The 21,007-nt window shown below is 33.7% G+C and carries 10 protein-coding genes; 2 read left to right on the top strand and 8 right to left on the bottom strand.

Features of this window, described 5'->3' with window-relative positions; genetic code table 11:
- The first annotated feature begins 281 nt into the window (after positions 1 to 281).
- Positions 282 to 692, top strand: a complete 411-nt coding sequence (locus ACXAG4_RS01090) for a TerB family tellurite resistance protein (protein ID WP_475294228.1) — start codon at positions 282 to 284, stop codon at positions 690 to 692.
- Positions 693 to 757: 65 nt separating this feature from the next.
- On the opposite strand, the gene uvrB is transcribed toward ACXAG4_RS01090, so the two are convergent.
- From uvrB to ACXAG4_RS01060, 6 genes are all read right to left on the bottom strand, one after another.
- On the bottom strand, positions 758 to 2,761 hold the full coding sequence (uvrB, locus tag ACXAG4_RS01085; RefSeq protein WP_475294227.1) for an excinuclease ABC subunit UvrB: 2,004 nt from the start codon (positions 2,759 to 2,761) through the stop codon (positions 758 to 760).
- A gap of 28 nt (positions 2,762 to 2,789) precedes the next feature.
- Positions 2,790 to 8,534, bottom strand: coding sequence for a T9SS type B sorting domain-containing protein (locus tag ACXAG4_RS01080; protein ID WP_475294226.1), 5,745 nt, complete (start codon positions 8,532 to 8,534; stop codon positions 2,790 to 2,792).
- A gap of 157 nt (positions 8,535 to 8,691) precedes the next feature.
- On the bottom strand, positions 8,692 to 13,593 hold the full coding sequence (locus tag ACXAG4_RS01075) for a choice-of-anchor L domain-containing protein (RefSeq protein WP_475294225.1): 4,902 nt from the start codon (positions 13,591 to 13,593) through the stop codon (positions 8,692 to 8,694).
- 147 nt (positions 13,594 to 13,740) lie between these two features.
- On the bottom strand, positions 13,741 to 16,416 hold the full coding sequence (locus ACXAG4_RS01070) for a T9SS type B sorting domain-containing protein (protein ID WP_475294224.1): 2,676 nt from the start codon (positions 16,414 to 16,416) through the stop codon (positions 13,741 to 13,743).
- A gap of 69 nt (positions 16,417 to 16,485) precedes the next feature.
- Complete coding sequence (locus ACXAG4_RS01065) at positions 16,486 to 17,310, bottom strand: ABC transporter permease (protein ID WP_475294223.1); 825 nt, start codon at positions 17,308 to 17,310, stop codon at positions 16,486 to 16,488.
- Position 17,311: 1 nt separating this feature from the next.
- Positions 17,312 to 18,223, bottom strand: a complete 912-nt coding sequence (locus tag ACXAG4_RS01060; RefSeq protein WP_475294222.1) for an ABC transporter ATP-binding protein — start codon at positions 18,221 to 18,223, stop codon at positions 17,312 to 17,314.
- A gap of 102 nt (positions 18,224 to 18,325) precedes the next feature.
- Between ACXAG4_RS01060 and ACXAG4_RS01055 the strand changes: the two genes are divergently transcribed.
- Entirely contained in the window at positions 18,326 to 19,408 is a 1,083-nt protein-coding gene (locus ACXAG4_RS01055; RefSeq protein ID WP_475294221.1) for a hypothetical protein, read from the top strand.
- On the opposite strand, the gene ACXAG4_RS01050 is transcribed toward ACXAG4_RS01055, so the two are convergent.
- Complete coding sequence (locus ACXAG4_RS01050) at positions 19,405 to 19,917, bottom strand: IS1096 element passenger TnpR family protein (protein ID WP_475294220.1); 513 nt, start codon at positions 19,915 to 19,917, stop codon at positions 19,405 to 19,407. The two genes, ACXAG4_RS01055 and ACXAG4_RS01050, sit on opposite strands and share 4 nt — an antisense overlap.
- A gap of 37 nt (positions 19,918 to 19,954) precedes the next feature.
- A complete protein-coding gene (locus tag ACXAG4_RS01045) occupies positions 19,955 to 20,977 on the bottom strand; it encodes a COX15/CtaA family protein (protein ID WP_475294219.1) in 1,023 nt (340 codons plus the stop codon).
- Between the last annotated feature and the right edge of the window lie 30 nt (positions 20,978 to 21,007).

Below are 21,007 nucleotides of genomic sequence, written 5' to 3'. Positions count from 1 at the left end.
TCTTTTTTTTAAATACACAATATTTTCTGTTTTAAGGTATTGTTAATTATTGTAATGTGTTGGTATTCAATTGTTTGTTGCATGTAAAAAGTATTGTGGTTACTAAAGCTTGTTTATGTTTAAGTGCTTATTTTGTAGTTGAGTAGTTTAGGTGTTTAGTTGAAACTTATAAAATACACGATTAACAGTATGTTGTTTTTCGATAAGCTACAATATAAATTGGATAACAACTTTATTCTTATTCTTAAATTTATATTGTAATTAATTAATCCCTACAGAAAATGATAAATAGAGTTGAAAAATTAAGTCTGCTCTCCGAAATGATTGCTTTTGCAAAGTATGACAAGGATATACAAGAATTAGAATATAATTTTTTACTAGGTGTAGCTAAGCAATTAGATATTTCAAGAGAAGATTTTGAGTATTTAATAGAACACCCAATAAACTATACGCATTTAAAATCACATAGTGAGCGCATTGTACAGTTTCACAGATTAGTGTTACTAATGAATATAGAACAGGAGGAAGGTGAAGAAACCAGAAAAGGTGTAATAAAACTATATAATTTTGGTTTACGCATGGGTTTAAGCCATGAGTCTATATCAAAAGTGTTATACTTAATGGAAAGTTTTCCTAATAAAATTGTACCACCAGATGTATTAATAGATATTTTTAAAACACAGTATAATTAAATAATCTGCTAAGTATTTTAATTATATTTTAAAACTAAAGATTGGTTTTTAAAAAAGCTAAAAGGTTACACTTTTAGCTTTTCTAGTTTTTCTTGGTAAGCTTTTATTTCATCGCGTAGTTTAGCAGCCACAATAAAATCTAAAGCTTTGGCGGCCGCTTCCATTTGTTTTCGTTTTTCTTTTATTTTTTTCTCTAATTGTGGCTTACTTAAATATTCACTTTCTGGTTCTGCAGCTTTAAGCGCATCCATTTCATATTTATAAGTGCTAACAGAGTTTTTAGCCAACACATTATCTAAACTTTTATTTAAAGCTCTTGGTTTTACATTGTTTTTTGTATTGTAAGCAATTTGTTTTTCGCGTCTGTAATTAGTTTCATCAATAGTTTTTTGCATACTATTGGTAATTTTATCTGCATACATAATAGCTTTACCGTTAATGTTTCTAGCAGCTCTACCAACAGTTTGGGTTAAAGATCTTGTTGAACGTAAAAAGCCTTCTTTATCAGCATCTAAAATGGCTACTAAAGAAACTTCAGGTAAATCTAAACCTTCACGCAAAAGGTTTACACCAACTAAAACATCAAATAGGCCTTTGCGTAAATCTTGCATAATTTCTACACGTTCTAAGGTGTCAACATCACTGTGTATGTAACGGCATCTAATTTGAATGCGTTCTAAATATTTAGTTAATTCTTCGGCCATACGTTTGGTGAGTGTTGTTACCAATGTACGCTCATCTTTTTCAACACGTTGCTGGATTTCTTCAATTAAGTCATCAATTTGGTTTAGGCTGGGCCTAACTTCAATTATGGGGTCTAATAAGCCGGTTGGCCTTATAACTTGTTCTACATAAATACCTTCGGTTTTTTGCAACTCATAATCAGCGGGTGTTGCAGATACGTAGATAACTTGATTTTGAAGCGCTTCAAACTCTTCAAATTTTAACGGACGATTATCCATTGCAGCTGGTAGCCTAAAACCATATTCAACTAAATTTTCTTTTCGGCTTCTATCGCCACCATACATGGCATGCACTTGCGAAATGGTTACATGGCTTTCATCAACAACCATTAAATAATCATCAGGAAAATAGTCTAATAAGCAGAAAGGACGGGTTCCGGGAGCACGACCATCAAGATAGCGTGAGTAGTTTTCTATACCAGAACAATACCCAAGTTCACGAATCATTTCTAAATCAAACTCTGTACGTTCTTTTAAGCGTTTCGCTTCTAAGTGTTTGCCAATTTCTTTAAAATAATCGTGTTGTTTTACTAAATCATCCTGAATATCTTTTATGGCATTTTGAAGTACTTCAGGTGATGTTACAAACATATTTGCCGGATAAATATTTAAACGGTCATATTTTTCTAAAACTTGATTTGTTTGTATGTTAAAAGCTTCAATTTCTTCAATTTCATCACCAAAAAAGTGTATTCTAAACGCATTATCTGCGTAACTAGGAAAAATATCTACAGTATCACCTTTTATTCTGAAATTTCCGTGGTTAAAATCGCTTTCGGTTCTAGAGTATAAACTTTGTACTAAACGGTGCAATAGTTTGGTTCTAGAAATTTCTTGATCACGTTCTATTGAAATTACATTTTTTTGAAATTCTATGGGGTTACCAATACCGTATAAACATGACACTGATGCTACCACTAAAACATCACGCCTGCCCGAAAGTAATGATGATGTGGTGCTTAATCGCATTTTTTCAATTTCTTCGTTTATAGAAAGATCTTTTTCAATGTATACACCCGAAACCGGTATGTAAGCTTCTGGTTGGTAATAATCATAATAAGATACAAAATACTCAACGGCATTGTTTGGGAAAAACTGTTTAAACTCAGAGTATAACTGTGCTGCCAAAGTTTTGTTATGAGCCAAAACTAGGGTGGGGCGCTGCACTTCTTGTATAACATTGGCAACGGTAAATGTTTTACCAGAACCAGTTACACCTAAAAGCGTTTGGTATTTATCTTTATTTAATATGCCATCTTTTAATTGTTTAATGGCAGATGGCTGATCTCCTGTTGGAGCAAATTCAGATTCAATTTTAAACTGCATAATACAAAATTACGCAAAATAACTGTGCTTATCGTTTTAAAGTAAAATGACCTGAAAAAACTCTGCCATCTTCTAAAAATACTTTAAACCAATAATCATCGGTTGGTAAGATATTGCCTCTAGAGGTGCCATCCCAACCTTCCTCAAGTGTTGAAATTTGTTTTAGAAGTTTACCGTATCTATCAAAAATTAAAATAGTACTATTGCTTTGAAAGGTGTCATTAACGCCAATAATTTTCCACTCGTCATTAAAACCATCATTATTTGGTGTGAAAAATTTCATGTAACCAAGCACCGAAATATCTAAAGTTATATATCCGCAACCATTTTTATCATTCACATAAATGGTATAAAAACCAGGTTTTACATTATTAAATTCTGGTTGATCTTGGTAAACTAAAATTGATGAACCTGTTTCAACTAAAGCAAATTCATAATTACCTTGGCCTAAATTTGAGGTATTTATTGTAACGCTATTATTATTTTCTGTAAAGTCTATAATTGAAACATCACTTTTAGTAATGGTTGCTAATTCTGAGGCATTTACAAAAATATCTCTAGTTCTGCTACAGCCTGTACCATCGGTTTTTGTTAGCGTAACATGGTAAGTTCCCGGAGTTGAAACCTCAATGGTTGGTGTGGTTTGTGGCAATAATTGGTTGTTTATTGTGCCGTCTAAACTGGTCCAACGCCATTCATAAGTGAATGTTTCAGTTATGTTGGCTTCAATAGGATCTAAAATAACAGTAAATGCAGGGTTTGAAGTACAAACAATAAGCGGAGAGTCTACTAAAAAGTCTGGTAATGGGTTTACAGTAAGTTGTATAGTTGTAGCGCTAAAGCAGCTAGTGTTTACAGGGTTTACAACTCTAGCAGCAATAGTTTGGCTACCCGAAATTAATGGATTTGGTAATGTTGGACTATTGGTTATAAAAACACCGTTTTCATCTTCATAATCAAAAAATATGTTCATGTTGGTTTGAGTGCCTAAAATAACACTGGCAAAACCCGATGTGTCAAAAGCATAAAGCCCGTCATAATCAAAATCGCCTGCAGAGCCATCACAAACGGTAATTGGTGCAATAGGGTCTGCAATTACGGGTTGTACATCAACAATAAAATCTATTGTAGTTTCATCAAAACAAGCGCCATCAGGATCTTGTGTTGCGTTGTTTGTTACACGAACTGTTATGGTTTGTGTTTCGGTTAAAAAGAAAGGTTGAATTGGACTGGTTACTGTTGAGCCATCACTGTACTGTAACGGATTTCCAGAGGCGTCAAAATAAGATATGGTTACACTGGCAGGGTCTTGTCCGTTTAGTATTTCTGCTTCAAGATTTGAGGTGTCAAATGGATGATTTATAACAGTATCTGTGGTATCAAAATCGCATGCTCTATTAAAAACAACAGGGTTTGCCACGGGTAATGTTTCAACAATTAAAAGGTTTGTAAGTTCTTCTAAACCTAAGCAATTATTGCCTAAATTACTTTTAACACGCACCCAAATGGTTTGCATGTTGGGTGAAATTGTGTTTTGGTGGTTAGAAATATCTGCAATTTCATTAATTTCTAATTCGGCATCTTGTTGTGATTCATAAAAATGAACAGTTACGTTAAATGTTGAGAATATGGTGTTTGAGATATAGTCTCTAATTTGTGAAAAATCAAATGTTGCAATACCGTCTCGATCATCAACGCCATCATCACATTGATAAATTGAATTAGGGTTGTAGGTGCTTAAAGCTACACTAGACGGACTTACATTTAATGTTAGCGGTACTGCCCTGAAGCAACCATTAGGGTTTTCAACTCTAATCCAAACGGTTTCAGGTGTAAATCCTGGTGCATCTTGGTAGCTTTCAGGTGTAGTAATAGGGTTTGTTGCGTTTTGCGCATCGGTTTGATTTGTGAAGTATGAAAATGTTAAATTTTCGACTACATGATTTGGGTTTATTTCATTTTTAATACTTTCTAAAGTTAAATTGAAAAACGCTTGACCATCATTTGAAGCATCATCACATTGTGTGTAAGGGTTTGGTGTGTTTGCGTTTGGTAACTCATAAACTTCAACATTAAAAGTAGTATCAGTAAAGCATGCTATATTGGCATTGTTGGTAACCCTAACAAAAATGGTTTGGCTATTGGGCGTCATGTTATTATAGCTGTTAGGATTTGTAATTTCAACAAAATGTCCGGCATCTATAAAATAGGTTACAGTAAAATCTGTTGCACTTTGACCATTTAAAATTTCGGTTTCTTTTTGTGTTAAATCGAAGGTTTTTAAGCCATCAGCATCTGTGCCAACAGAAGTATCATCACATTCTTGAAGTGGTGAAACATTAAGTGATGGAAACGCACTTTCATATACTTCTAAATTAAAACTGCTTGTAGCAAAACAATTTACATTGCTATTGTTTTCAACACGAGCATAAATAGTAGTGTTTCCGCTTTCAAACGGACTTGAAATGGCGTTTGTATTACTATCTGCATCTGCTTGCGTTTCATGATATGTAATTGTAAAGTTTGGGTTTGTGTTAATACTGTTGTTTTGCAACGTTAAATCAAAAGGCATAGTACCGTTATTATCATCATCACACAATTGCATATTGGCGGCTGTATTGGCCACAGGAAGTTGGCTTACAGTTATAGTAATATCGGTTGTGTAAATACCACAACTATTACCAGTTCTGTTTAAAAACGCTCTAAAAATATAGTTGTTTATAGTTAAGGGCGCATTGGTAATATTTAAATTGAATGTACTTACGCCAGAAAATGTAGCGTTGTTAACTAAGGCATTCCAAGTGGTACCATTATCGGTTGAGAACTCCCATTGAATAGTTTCGGCATCAGCAGAAACTAATGGAATTGTGAAGTTTGAATTTTCACAAATTACAGCAGCCGATAAGTGATTGTCAATTGTAATAGGAGCAAAGTCTAAATAATCAGCATTTGGTAATGTATAACCATCTGATGCGCTTGTAACCAATCCGTTAGTGTTAACAGTTACGGCAACGTCTCCTAAAAAATCGTCGTTATTAGCATCAGAAAAGCCAGCTTCAATAACATCGCTACAACCATCACCATCACTATCGGCATCAATGTATGAAAATATGGTATCTGCATCAAAATCATCTAAAGTATAACCAATGGTATTGCTATCGGGTGAAGTTTCGGCAGCATCTGCCCAACCATTAATGCCGTATGTTGGACCATCTTCAACACCATCTAAATTAGTATCAGATAGTGTGCCTAATTGGCCTGTTTCAATTAAATCTGAAATACCATCGTTATCACTATCTAAATCGTAAAAATCCATAACACCATCATTATCGGTGTCAATAGGAGCCGGAAAAAAGTCAAAAACATCATCAAGCCCGTCATTATTAGCATCGTTTCCAGATAGTGTTACAATAGAGCCAGAGCGTTCAATAATATCAGGAATTCCGTCATTATCACTATCTAAATCTAAAGCATCTATAACGCCATCATTATCGTTATCATTTTTAAAACAAGTAAGCGAAATATTTGCTGCAAACGTAGAGGCTGTATTTATATTTTGAAGTTGATGTTTGAAAGTAAAACCGTTAACACTATTGGCAAAAAATTGAAAAGGTGTATTGCCATTTGGTGAAGGATTTATTCTGAAATGAATTTCAGAGCCCGAAAGTTGTGTAACGCCCGTTTCAAAAAGGCCATCAAAATTTGAATCTATTAAAAGACGATTGTCCGGATCTACAATGGTTATATTTTTATTGGCTGGTGCTATGCTTACAATAAATATTTCACCATCGGTTGGTGTGTTTGTTATTGAAGATTCTGTGAGTTTAACATTAACAGGTTCAGTGAAATTTAGGGTGTAATTACCTTCGGCATTGGCAGCATTACCAACGGTGCTTGTAAAATTACCAGCGTTATCACCTATAAGCATGTTGGTATTGCCAGAGCTGCTTGTGCTTGTATAAGTGCCATTGGCAATGCTGTTGTTTGTTGTATTGTTTTGAAATACTAAAATAGGATTGTTGGTGTTTTGAATGTTTAGTGTTACATTACCTCTAGACTCTACGCAGTTTTCAATACCATCGTTATCATTATCAACATCTAAATTGTCAATAATGCCATCATTATCAACATCATCAGGACAAATACTTACAGGTACTTCAACCGACTCTAAAATATCACCTGTACATGTTATTTCACCAATAAGTTTGTATTTTCCGGGTACTGTTGGTGTAATTGTTGGCACGTTAGATGATACTATTTGAAAGCCAGAACCATCATCAAACCACCATTCAAAACTATCAAAACTTTGTGTGTTTGCAGCTTCTAAAGTAATGTTTGGTATACAATTGCCAAGCGTTGCAAATTGGGCATCAAAATTAATTTCTGGGTTTGTTGGAAAACCAGAATAAAAACTGCCCGAAGTGGCAGCGCCATTTACATTAAAGTAGGCAACGTACAGTTCATCATCTCCTTGTACAGATACATTACCTGTTAACCCTGTTACTTTATAGGTAACATAATCTGGCTTACCGGTAACTGCACTTGGACCAATTGTTGAAAAATTTGATAGCGGTAAATTATTTACCGTAACTGTTGCGCCCGCTTTTGTTACTATTGATACACCACCACTAAAATTGATGTTTCCAATTTCATCAATATTAGCAATATTGTTAATGTTACCTCTTGTTTCGCAGCTTAATGGCGGCACAAAAAACATGCCTTGGTTAGCTTCATTAGAAGCGCCAATGCCTTGATACATAAAGGTATCGTTTGAAGTTTCTACGTATAAATTATCATTTGCGGTAAAGTTATTACCTTCAATTACATAATATTCGCCAGCATTAATTGTGGCAATTGGTGCATTACCGTTTATGCTTATAGATGTGTTGTTGGTATGCGCTACAACCAAAACGTTTTCATAAGCGTTTAAACCATCACCTTTTACAAATATGTACTCATTTCCAATTTTTGATAAACCAGCAATTTGGTCAATACCATAATCACGTCCGCCTCCGGCATCAAAACTTCCGTTTGTAGAACCGCAATTAACCACAATAGGTTTATCGGCAGTTACAAGGCAACCAATTAAACCGTCCATTAGGTTGTTTGCAGTAGGGCCATTTTCAAAAACATTAATAGCTAAAACATAACTTTCACCTTCATTTAAATTAATATTTACAGGTAAAGTGCCTGTGTAGTTTTTTATAATAATTCCTGCCGGAAGATCATCAAAAGTAACGTTTGTGTCATCTTCAGTAGCCATAACAGAAGCAAAACTTAGGTAGTTATCTTGCGGGTTGGCGCTTGTGTATGTTCCTATTCTAAAAGTAGTGTCTGGTGCAGAGAGTCCTTTACTAACTAATGCACCTGCTTGCGCGCCACCACCAGCGCTCATTCTAATAGACACATAAATTGGTGCTTCAGCTTCAATGATATAGCCTTTATTATTAAATACCGTACTTGTGGTGTTTGAAGCCACGAACAGTTGTGTTAAACCATTGCCAATGTTAACTGTTTGCGGATTAGCGTTTGATACGGTTCCTGAAATATGACTTGTAGTTGGTTGCCCTACAGGAATTATGGTGTATGGTACTAAAGAGTTTGTTGGTGTTGAAATGTAAATGAACTGCCCTTCAGGGTTTGCATTTCCAAATGCAGCACTTGTTAGTGGCGGAATATAATGCGTTTTACTTAATTGCGAATATGTATGTGAAGTACAAAACAGCACTAGTAAAATTAGCAAGTTTCTTAACAAAATAGAGCTTTGTTGCATTATAAATATGGTGGTTTAGTTGTTGATTGTTAACTAGTTTTATAAAAAAACTAACGTCTAAAATAAACGATTTAATTTATTTTAGACGTTACAATGTTGTAAAGGTTTAAAACTTTTAGATAAAAAGTAATAAAAGTAGAATGATTTGAATGTTTTGTTAGCGTTTTAATGCAAAATGTCCTTTTACAGTGAAAGCTTCACCTTCGTGTAAAACATCGGCCGAAAACCAATAATCATCGGCAGGCATGTTATTTCCGTTAAAAGTTCCATCCCAACCCACCGATGTATGCGGTAGTGTTTTTATGAGTTTTCCGTGGCGGTTGTAAATATATACAATGGTTCCAGGTATTTCTTCAATACCAACAATATGCCATGTGTCATTAAAACTATCATTATTTGGTGTGAAATATTTAGGCACATCAATAACCACTACTGTTCTTGTAGCATCTGTACAACCGTTTAAATCTCTAATAGTAACAAGATGCGGACCGTAAGAAACGTTTTCAAAAATATTAGATGTTTGTGGTTCGGCATCATCTAAAATATAAACATAGTCTCCAATGCCACTAACATTAACAGTTATACTATTGGGGTCTGCAAAATTAACTGTTGTGGTAAAGTTAATATCTGCTTCTTGTGATTCTATTACAGAAAAGGGGTGCGTGTATTCACAATCATCGCCAATAATATTTGGGGTTGTTACGGTAACCCAATAATTGCCAATTTGTGACGGGTTGGTTAATATTATTTGTGGTGTTGTTGCACCAGTAGACCATTGATAAGTGTCTGAATTGTTACCAGTGTAGGCATCAATTACAAGTGGTAGGTTATCTAAGCACAATGGAACAATATCATCAATAGGAATTATAGGTAACGGATTAACGCGTGTTGAAAAGTTGGTAACATCAAAACAACCTGTTGCATTATCTTCAACTCTGGCGTAAATAATTTCGCCGTTAAAAGCAGCATGCAAAATGTTTAAAGGGTTTTCGTTGTTTTGGGCATCAGTATTTGATGAGAAATAAGTAACCGTGTAATCATTACCGTTTTGAGAGCCTAAAATAGTGTTTGCTGTAGTTGAAAGATTAAATTCAAAAAAGCCATCAAAATCGTCATCACAGGCTACTAAACCTGGTGTTGTATTTGCAACTGGGTTAGGGTTTACTTGTAAATTAAACGATGTTACAATTACGCACCCTGTGTTTACATTTGAAACTCTTACATATATAGTTTGAAAACTAGATGCGTAATTGTAATTTGTGTTTAAGGGATTTGTGTTTGCTGTAGCATCAGGTTCACTCTCGTGATATGAAATGTTTATCAGGTTTACATCATTAACAATTAATGGGTTGACTTGTAATAAATCATAAAAATTTGAGCCGTTATCACAAATCTCAATGGTGCCAACGTTGTTTGTATTTGGTGGCAAGTTAACTACTAATTCTTGCGAAATAACGCTATAACAGCCTGTTAAACTATTAACTACTTTAATGAATACGGTTTGTGAAGCAGAATTAAAGCTTGTTGGGTTTGTAATGGCGTTGGTGTTATCAAACCCGTCATTAGGGTTAATGTCATCAAAATTTTCAAAATAATAAACCTCTAAATCATCGGTAATTCTATCGCGCATTTCATAATCTGCTTCTTCTAAATTAAAGGCTGTAATACCGTCATAATCTGCATCACATTCAACTAAAGGACCTGAAACTTCAGAAATATCAGGTGCAGCAATTATATTCATGCCTAAGGGCTCAACAACATGACATAAAGAATCTTCGCTTTCAATTCTTATATAAATTGTTTGCGGATTTTGAGTGTTTGTATAGTTGTTGCCTAACGGATTTATATTTGTATCGGCATCATTAAATGTTGTGTGAAATGATATGTTTAAATTATCAGGTGAACCCGATGCAATTTCAGTGCGTTTTGCGTCTAAATCAAAAATATGAATACCATCATTTGAAATATCATCACACACTAAAAAATCTACAATTGGGTTATAAATGGGTTCCGGTGATACTTGAATGGTCATTGATGAGGTTGCAAAACAAGTACCAGCATCAGCAGTTAAATTTTCAACTCTAATATAAATAGTTTGTGGGCTAGAGGTATTTTGGTAAACGTTATTTTTATCAATAGCATTGGCTAAATTGCCGTTTAAAGCATCGTTTTCATTTTCAAAGTAATACACTTCTTTACCTGTTTGCCCATTGAGTACATTTACATCCATATCAGATAAAATAAAATCTGCAACGGTGGTGCCTGTTTCTTCACAAATTTGAAAATCTAAATCACTAGGTATTACAGGTAATGTGTTAACATAAACATCAATATTTGTTATGTTGAAACAACCTGATACGGCGTACTCTAAACGTGTGTAAATAGTTTGTGTTTCAGCATTAAAATTAGTGGGGTTTGTAATGGCATTTGTGTTATTTAAAGCATCATTTTCAGTGGTGAAAAAATGAATGTCAATACCACTGGTGTTTGATATCATTTCGGGTATTTTATCTTCTAAATTAATGGTGAAAAAACCATCTTGATCATTATCGCAAATAACAAAAGGCGATGGCGGTGTTGTGTCTGGAGCAACTACTACTTCAATATCAAAAGGATTTACTGTAGAACAGCCAGAATTATCATTTTCAATTCTAGCGTATAGAGTTTCAACCGCATTGGTGTTAGTATAAAAATCTGGTAACGCATTTGTGTTGTTTTCAGCATCTGTATTTGAGCTAAAATAGGTAACCGTAAAATTGGTGTTGTTATTGGTTATCATGTTATCTAGCGAATGTAAATCTATGCTAACAATACCATCACCATCAGTATCACAATAGGGGATTGGGTCTACCGATTCAAACAATAAAATAGGATTTACTAATAAGGTTATTTCGGCATTATCAACGCAACCAGAGTTTGTGTCTTCTAACCTAATGTAAAGCGTTGTAGGGCTTACTGCAGGATAAGGAGATCCTTTATCAATAGCATTGGTGTTATTGTTTAAATTGTCTTCGGTTTCAAAAAACGTAACGTTTATTGGGTTTGGTAAATCGTTGTTTATAAATGTTTCAACAATATTAAGGTTGAAATTTAGTGTATCATTTTGGTCGTCATTAACATCACAAAGGGCAAAATCGCCTGTGTCTGTACCTGTTAGTAGTAAATTTGTATGCGCTTCAATAAGTGTTATAGAGGCGCAACCGGTATTATTATCTTCAACCCTAACATAAATATTACTATAACCGGGTTCGCCTGCAGGATTGGTGTAATCATAATTAGTTGGGTCTGCAATAGGGTTTGTATCTGTTTCAGCATCTGTAAAACTTTCATGATAAGAAACAGTAACATTGGTTAAACCACCTAAAATATCGTTAATAGCTTGTGTTAAATCAAAATTTGCACTACCATCACGTTCAGGGTCACAAGCATCAAGAAACTGAGTATCTCTATTAATTATAGGGCTTGTAGTCATGTTAACTGTTAAGGTTGTAGTGTTAAAACAACCGGTGTTAACATTTACAATTCTAACATATACAGTATCTGTGGGTGTGTTGGTATTTACATAAGAACCCGGAATGGGGTTGCTACCTGTTGATGCATCTAAAGCATTGTAATGGTATGAAACCATGAAATTGCTATTGCCACCAGATATTTCAGTGTCTTTAACTGTTAAATCAATTACTGTATAACCATCGGGTGTGTCATCACTATCACAAACTTCTAAAGGTGTTGGTGGTGTAGCGTTTGGAGCTTCGTTTACAATTAAATTGAAGGTTGTGTATGCAAAACAATCAGTATCAGTATCATCAATTCTAACATAAATGGCCTGCGGATTTGATGAATTTGAAATTGGGGCATTAATAGCACCAACGTTACTTCGGGCATCGGTTTCAGAAAAGTGATATGAAAATGTGTAATTTGTAAAAGGAATGTTTGCAATTAATTCAGCGTTTTTTGTTGATAAATCAAAAGTTTCAGTGCCATCACCACTACTATCATCACATAACTGATAATCTGTAATAGCATCAATAGGTTCTTCGCTGTTTAAAACTATGTTTATATCATCTTCTTCAATACAATTATTGGCATTTAATAGCACGCTAACTTCAACTCTGTAGTTTCCATCTTGTATGGCGTTAAGTGTTGGGTTTGTTTCGCCAGCTATTTCGGTATTGTTTAAAAACCATCGGTATGTTGCCGATGCGTTATCAATATCGGCATCTAAAATTACAGAACTTGCACAGGTTTCAATATCTTCACCTAAATCTAAAATTTCAAAACTATTACCTTCAATAAACACAGCCGAATCAAAGGTGCCGTCACGCTGGTCTGCAATAATTAATTTTACGTGATATTGTACGTAAGGCACAATAGTTTCGGCAGCTGTAAGTACCGTTGTTCTTCCGTTATAATTGGTGTCTCCGGCGTTGTAAACATCAAAATATTGTTCGTTTTCTGGCGGACAAACACCAAATATTTCATTGTGAACTGTGGTAGAATTTACAGGTTGATTAGTGCCAGGAACTACCGCTATATTTCGGTACGGATTGCTTGTGCCTGCTTCTCTAATTAAGAACACAAAATTGTCTGAAATTTGGCAGGGATTTATATCAAAATACTCTTCAGAAGCATATAAATAATTAAATTGAAATTGACTTGATGTTGATGTAAAATCAAACTCAATAGAAGTAGCATTTAGTGTGTTGTTTATACCCAAAGCGGTTTCAATATCTGGGTCTGTGCCCCAAGTGGTTGAACCCTCGCTAAGGGTTGGTGTACGCGGGCTGTTACCACCAGAATTTGCGCTACCTGTAGAAAGCATTATACCGTTTTCAAAAGGAAAATTTGAAGCACCACGTTCAAAATACGCATAGCTAGGAAACCCAGATGCACTACCGTTTACAGATGATGATATGTTGGTAATTTCAACACAACCATCAACAAAATTATCTTCTATTAATTCTTGAACTCCAACAGAGCTATCTACAGATATTTGCTGTGAAAAAACCAAACTGCAACCGCAGATAAAGGTTAAAAAGAATATATATGGAAATTTCATAGCTGTAGGTTTTTTTCAATCAATTTTTTTGGGCTACATATAACTAATTTTGAGGAAGTTATATAGTGGCGAAAATTATATCTTTTTCAGATGAAACGCAAAGAAAACACGATTAAATGCATTAATTTTTGTTAATAGGTTGTTAAACTAATTTTTTAGAGTAAAATGATTTTTAAAAATTCTACCATCTTGTAACGTTATAGAAAACCAATAATCATCGGCAGGTAATTTATTGCCGTTAAAATAGCCATCCCAACCATTACTTAATGGGTTTAATTCTTTTACAAGCTTGCCATACCTATCAAAAATTTGAATTTTAGTATTAGTCTGAAACATATCATTTACGCCATAAATTTGCCATGTATCGTTTTTTCCATCGTTATTAGGTGTAAAAAATTTTGGAAAACCTATAACGCTTACTTTTTGTGGTGGTGTTGCGCCACAGTTATTTTTGGTGTCAATTACAGAAACAGTATAAATACCAGGTTTAATGTTCTCAAAAATATTACTGCTTTGGTAGGGTGCGTAAACTACGTTGTTTTCATCTAACAACCTATATTCATAATCACCTTCACCAGAAACAACAACGGTTATGGTATTGTTTTCAGCGGCATCTTTTACATTTATAGCATCAATAGTGGCTATGTTAGAAGGCAGCACTGTTACAATTCTAGTTTTTGAACACATATTGTTGTTAGTTACAGTAACTTCATATTCTCCTGGTTGGTTAATATCTATGCTATAACTGTTTTCTCCAGTAGACCATTGGTATGTGTAATTACTTTTGTTATCAACCAAAAGACCTGCGTTAATGCTAATTGTTTTTGGGTATGTGTTTAGGCAGTAATGCGTTGTAAATTCAGTTTCAATATTAGGTAAAGTATTAACAACTAGTTGTAGTTGGCTAATGCCATAGCAGTTATTGCTGTTTTCTGTTCGGGCATAAATTGTTTGGTTATAGGCAATGGTATTTGTGAAATTATTGCTAAGTGCATTTATTTCTAAAAGAGCATCATTGTACGTTGTGTAAAAAGTAATGTTTAACCCTGTTGGAAGCCCGTTAATAATGGCATTTTCAGCATTTTTTAGGTTGAAGTTGTAAAAGCCATCTTCTAAACCATCATCATCACAAACTGTAAGCTTAGTGTTGTTTGCATCAGTAATGCTAACGCTTATGGTAAGTTCAGAAAGGCTAAAACACTGTGTTTTTTCATCAATAACTTCAACAAAAATGGTTTGCGGATTTGATGTGTTTTTAAAATTAGCGCCATCAACTTGGTTAGTTCTGGCTGCATCAGTAAAAAACTTTGTAGTGACTAAAGTGTTTCCGCCAGTAATATTAGGTATTGCTTGGTTTAAATTAAAGTGCGTTATACCGTCTTTAACTCCGTCTTCATCACATTGTAATAAATTATGATTGAAAGCCGAAGGATTTGCATTTATTAAAACAAAGGCATCGCCTTCAATAGCACAATCGCCATTATTGGGGTCAATGTACACTTTATAATAGCCAGATTCTGAAACTTCTAAATCAAAATCAGTTTCAGGCAAAGGTGTGTTGTTAAACGTCCAGGAATAAGTAGCTCCGGGAATTTCAGTTGCCGTTAAAGTATAAGTATCACCATCACAAAGATTGAGGTTTGTAGCGCTTTCGCCGTTTTTAATTATGTCAATTTGTTTGTTGAAAAAAGAAGCAATAAAAGGCGGTAAACCTTGCGAAGATTTATTTGCACCTAAGTTTACAGCATTGTGTTGATATACACTACCCGTGCCAGCAATATTAGGATTATTTATAACACCTAAATAAGCTAATCCTTTAGAGTAAGTGGCGCTTAAAGCACGGTAAATTTTTCCGTTAGGACCTAACTGTAAGCCGCCACGGTATAAATTTCTATCATCTAAAATTACTTGTGAGGCTTGAATATCTGGCGCTGTTAAATTGAATTGTGCTAATACAGAAGTATGATTTTCAGGTTCTTCATTTCTGGCTTGGTTATTAAAATCGAAAAAATTATTGTAGGCGTGCACATATAAAAGTTCACTGTTTGGTGAGAATTCAACGCCATAGGGAAATGGACTTTCACTACTATTTATAGATAAATATTTAAGATTAGAGGCTTTACCAGTAAATGCATCAAAATCAAAAATTTGTAAACCGTCAACGGTATTGGCAGCAGCCATTTTTGTGCCATCGGGAGATAATTTTAAATATCCGCGCCTGTCTTGAATGGCCATTGAAAAGGTAGATTTAACAGATGTTGTATTAACACCAGCGGCACTTACTTCAAAGGCATGAAATGTATTGTAGAAATTAGGTGAGCCATCTTCTGAAGCTAATGTAATTACCCATATAGATTTTGTTATGCAGTCTTTTAAAACTGCTGTTAGCTTTTCGGAACAATGCTTTAATAAATTGATGTTTTTTTGCGTAACAGCACCTAAACCACCATTTAGTGAAATATCTACAGTTGAGTAATTAAAGCCATTATCAGGGTCAGTTCCAATAGTTGTATCTACCGTGAAAATATAATAAATATTGAGGTCGTTAGGTTTAGGAACAATAATAGCAGATTGCGTGCTAGAATTATCACCAAACAACCCAAAGCCATTTTGCATAGCTACGTGGTTTTTATTCCAAACCGTAGTGCCATCGGTATAAAAAAGTAAATTTCCAGAGTCGTCTGATATTGATGAGCAACCCTCATTAGTAAATAACATACCGTTATTTACTGCTGTTAAATTATTGTTTGCTAAGTTAAATTGAACACCGGCACCGTAACCAAAGTACCAATTAGCAGCTTGCCTTTGAGCAAACACACTCATTGTGCAAAACAAGAAAAAAAGGATTAAATAATTATTTTTCATTAGAGATAGCAAGTGCTACCAAATATATTATAAATCGCGCTTTTTTAATAATCTATACGATAAAAAGATAAATAAGGCTGTCCAAGCTAAAACTATAAGTATTTCGTAAGAATGTGCTCCATAATCATAAGCTAAATTAGCTTTATCAGGAAATTTTGTCATGGCAATTCTTTGGAAAGGTTGGTCTATGAGTTTGTACATAGATTTTAACGGGAAAAAGTTTTGAATTTTCTCAGCTATATTGGTGTCTGATTGCCATGCTAAAAGCCCGAAAATAATCCATTCAACAATAAATAAAATAAACAAAAAAGCAAGTGCAAAAGCAGAGCGTTTAACCAACATGCCCAAGAATAAACACAAGCTAAAAAAGCCAACAAGTTTTACAAAATAGGCTATTATAAATTCGGTTTCTTTTATAATAATAGCAAACTCATTGTAGCTAGAATAATAAAGGCCAATACAAAGCGATATTAAAAAAATTAATAGAGTTGAAACTAATGAAAAGAATACAATGGTATAAAATTTTGAAAGTATAAATTCCTTTTTGCTTAACCCGTCAATTAAGTTTTGTTTTATGGTTTTGTTACTGTATTCATTACCAATCATGCTTACTACAACAATGGCAAAAAAGAATTTGAATTGCGATGAAAAAAACGTGGTTAAATGCCAAATAATTGGAAAGTTAAAAATACCTAATTCACCTAATTCTAAAGTAAAAAAACCAAAAACATTTATTTTGAAAGACGATAAAAGGATTACAAAAAATGGTAAAATAAACGATACAAAAATGAGTATTTTACTGGTTTTATTTAGCAGAAGCTTTTGTAGCTCTAAATGTAATAATCTAAACATGTTATTGGTTTTGTTTGTTGTGGTTGTCAGTTAGTTTTAAAAATTGTTCTTCTAAACTTTCTTTGCGTTGTACTAAATGGGTAAGAATTATACCTTTTTCAAAAAGTAGTTTGTTAAAAGTGTCAGATTTCATGGGTTCTGTTAAAAAAGCAGTTACCAAATCATCTTCAACTTTAATATTACCAAAAGCGTTATGGTTTTCTAATAAGCTAATTAATTCATTTTGGTTGTTGCATTTAAGTTCAAAAAAGCCATGGCTAGAAATCATTTCATCAACACTGCCGGCATATAGTTTTACGCCATTTCTTAAAACAACCACATGCGAGCATACTTTTTCAACTTCATCTAATAAATGTGAAGCCAACAAAATAGTGGTGCCTTGTGCAGCAATTTGTTTAATAATTTCTCTAATTTGATGAATGCCTTGAGGATCTAATCCGTTGGTAGGTTCATCTAAAATTAAAATTTCAGGGTCGTTTAAAAGGGCAGAAGCAATTGCTAAACGTTGTTTCATGCCTAAAGAAAACGCCTTAAATTTGCTGTTTTTGCGGTTTAATAGGCCAACAATTTCAAGTTTTTCGTCAATTTTACTATAATCTACACCTTTAATTTTGCATACAAGTTTTAAGTTTTCATAACCAGACATGTAAGGGTAAAAGTTGGGGCGTTCAATAATAGCGCCTACCTTTTTTAAAGCATCATGGGTTGAGGTGTTACCATCAAACCAATGAAAATTGCCCGATGTTTTATTTACCACATTTAAAACAATGCCTAAAGTGGTAGATTTTCCGCTTCCGTTAGGCCCTAAAATACCGTAAACATTGCCTTTTTTAATGGTGAACGAAAGGTTTTTTACCGCAGTTAATTGTCCAAATTTTTTGGTGAGATTGTTAATTGTAAGAATAGATTCCAAAATAGTAAAACTTTTTTTGCTAGTAACTTAGCAATGGTTAGTTATATGGGTAAGACGAGCCTGTTTATATTTTGTTACACACCTGCAAAAAAACATTTAAAAATGAGTAACTTTACAGGTATGGAGGATTTAAAAATATCAAAAAAGAAACCGTCTTACCCAATTAGCGAAAAACTCAGTAATTATTTGGCTGAGTATAATAGGAATAGCGAAATACCAATTTTTTATGATGATTTATTGCGTTTTCAAGGTTCTATTGTAGTGTATGATAAAGATGATAATGATACGCTTTGGGTACGCGTGTATTATAATGATTATGAAAGAGAAGAAATTGAAATGTCTTTAAAAAAGGTGTATGCCATTTTACATTCTGATGGTAATGAAGAGGCGCATCCATTTTTAAAAGTTGATGCCATAGATTTTTGCACCTTTGGAAACTCAAAACCCTTCAGGATAAAAATTAGAAATATTTTAAATGATAATTTTACTTATTTCTATGTGAAAAAAGCCGATGCCTCGCGTGTTTACGGTTTAGAGTTAGAGCATATGCTTTCACCTTCAAACTTAAATTTTTTGGTGTATAAAAATACGTTAATAGAAGAGCATATTTCTGGCATACCAGGTGATGTTTTTATAAAAACCATGCTGCCAAATTGTAGCAAATCTGAAAAAGCGCAAATAGCTAAAGAATTTGTAAAGTTTAATGAGCGCTGTATGATTAGGCTTTTGGGAGATATGCGCTCATATAATTACGTAATTACACCAACCCATGATTTTGACCATGTTGTTTATAAAATTAGAGCTATAGATTTTGATCAGCAATCATACGAAGGCAAATTTAATATTTACAGGCCGCAGTTTTTTAAAGAAAATTTTGAAATGGTTCAAATGGTTTCGGGCACTTTAAAAAAATTATCAATAAACCAGTACAAAACCGAAGAGCGTTCAATATTAGTAAAGCGTATGAAAAGTTTTAATGATAGAATTGCTCACTTAATTTCGTGCATGACAGAAGATTCTATTTCTAAAGTTGAAAATATAGATATGCTTAAAAAAGATATTTATAATTACTCTAGAGATAAAAAGTTTTTAAAATGTAAGTCTATGGGGCAAATTTTAAAATGCGGATTAGAATTTTTAACAACAAACTATGAGAATGTAAACCCTTTGAAAATAAGGGTTTAGTTCCAGTTTTCGTTAAAGTCTAAATCGTCATAATCGTTCACGTCAAAATCATCTTCAAACTCATTAAAATCATCATCACTATCTGCTTCAAAAACGCGGTCTGGGGCAGTATCTGGTATTTGTCCATGTACAAACATAAGGTTTGGGTAATCTGTACCTTCAACAACATCAACAATTTCAGCAAGTTCAACGTAAAATGTCCACATGCTTAAAAAATCATACACATAAATAAGTTTTGGTTGGGCTTCGTGTACCACATCATTAATAGTGGTTTCATTCATTAAACGGGCGCCACCGTTATCACTTAAATCGAATAATGATATTTCTTCACCTTGGTCCCATTGGTCATTACTTAAGTAAAATGAAGCCATTTCACTACCGTTAAAACCAAACGATTGGGTAATTATATTGTGCAAATCTTCAAGAGAATCTGTTTCTCTAATTTCTAAATCACGAAAAATATCTTCTTCTGTATCGTTATCAAGTATTACTCTAAACCTGTAAATCATTGTGAAAAATTATAGTGCAAAGTTACGCTTTTTTGTATTATTTGCTAAACCTATGCAAAGTAAAAGTAATAGCGCTTAATAAGAAAAATGCACCAACTTGGTGCGCTACACCTAACCACACGGGTACTTGTAATATAATGGTTAAAACGCCTAGTAAAAATTGAAAAAACACAATAGCCAAAAGGCTATTTATAGCTCGGTTTTGTGGTAATGTTAATATTAATTTTCTAGACTTTACGTAAATTGCTATTATTAAAACAACTACTACATAAGCTAAGCAACGGTGTATAAATTGCACACCACTTTTACCTTCAATAAAGTTTTTATATAACGGATTTTGTTCAATGTAAACCGTTGGATGCATAAATTTACCTTCGCTCATCATGGGCCAATGGTTGTGAATAAAACCAGCATCTAAACCAGCTACAAAAGCGCCATAAATTATTTGAATTATAAGAATTATAAAACTAAAACGGATAAAGTTTCTAAAAGCAATATTGATGTCTGTTTTATTAGGATACATTAAATCTAAAGCTACCCAAAAGGTGTAAGCAAACGTTAAAAAAGCAGTTGATAAATGAGCTGCAAGCCTGTAATGACTCACATCTGGGTTGTCAACCAAACCGCTTTTAACCATATACCAACCCAAAAAACCTTGAAATGCTCCCATGCAAAGTAGTATAATGCATTTTTTTATGGTTGGTTTTGTAAGCTGTTTTCTAATTAAAAAATATACAAACGGAATAAAAAATACTAAGCCAATAAAGCGGCCAATAACACGATGTAACCACTCCCAGAAGTAAATATCTTTAAAATCTTGAAGGTTAAAGTGGTTGTTTAATTTTTGAAATTCAGGGTATAGTTTGTATAGATTAAAGGCTTCTTGCCATTCGGTTTCATTCATTGGAGGAATAGTGCCCGAAATTAGTTTGTAATTTGAAATAGATAAACCCGAGTGTGTTAGCCTTGTAATACCGCCAACAACTACCATTACAAATATTAAAAAACAGCCTGTTAATAGCCAATAAATTACCCTTTTGTTGTCTTTTGATTTTGTCACAGTTTTTAAAATTTAGTTTTCTAACTTCTA

The sequence above is a fragment of the Seonamhaeicola sp. ABD4_175 genome (assembly GCF_056160885.1).
The sequence above is the reverse complement of the archived record's forward strand: the minus strand, read 5'-3'. Positions and strand labels throughout refer to the sequence as shown.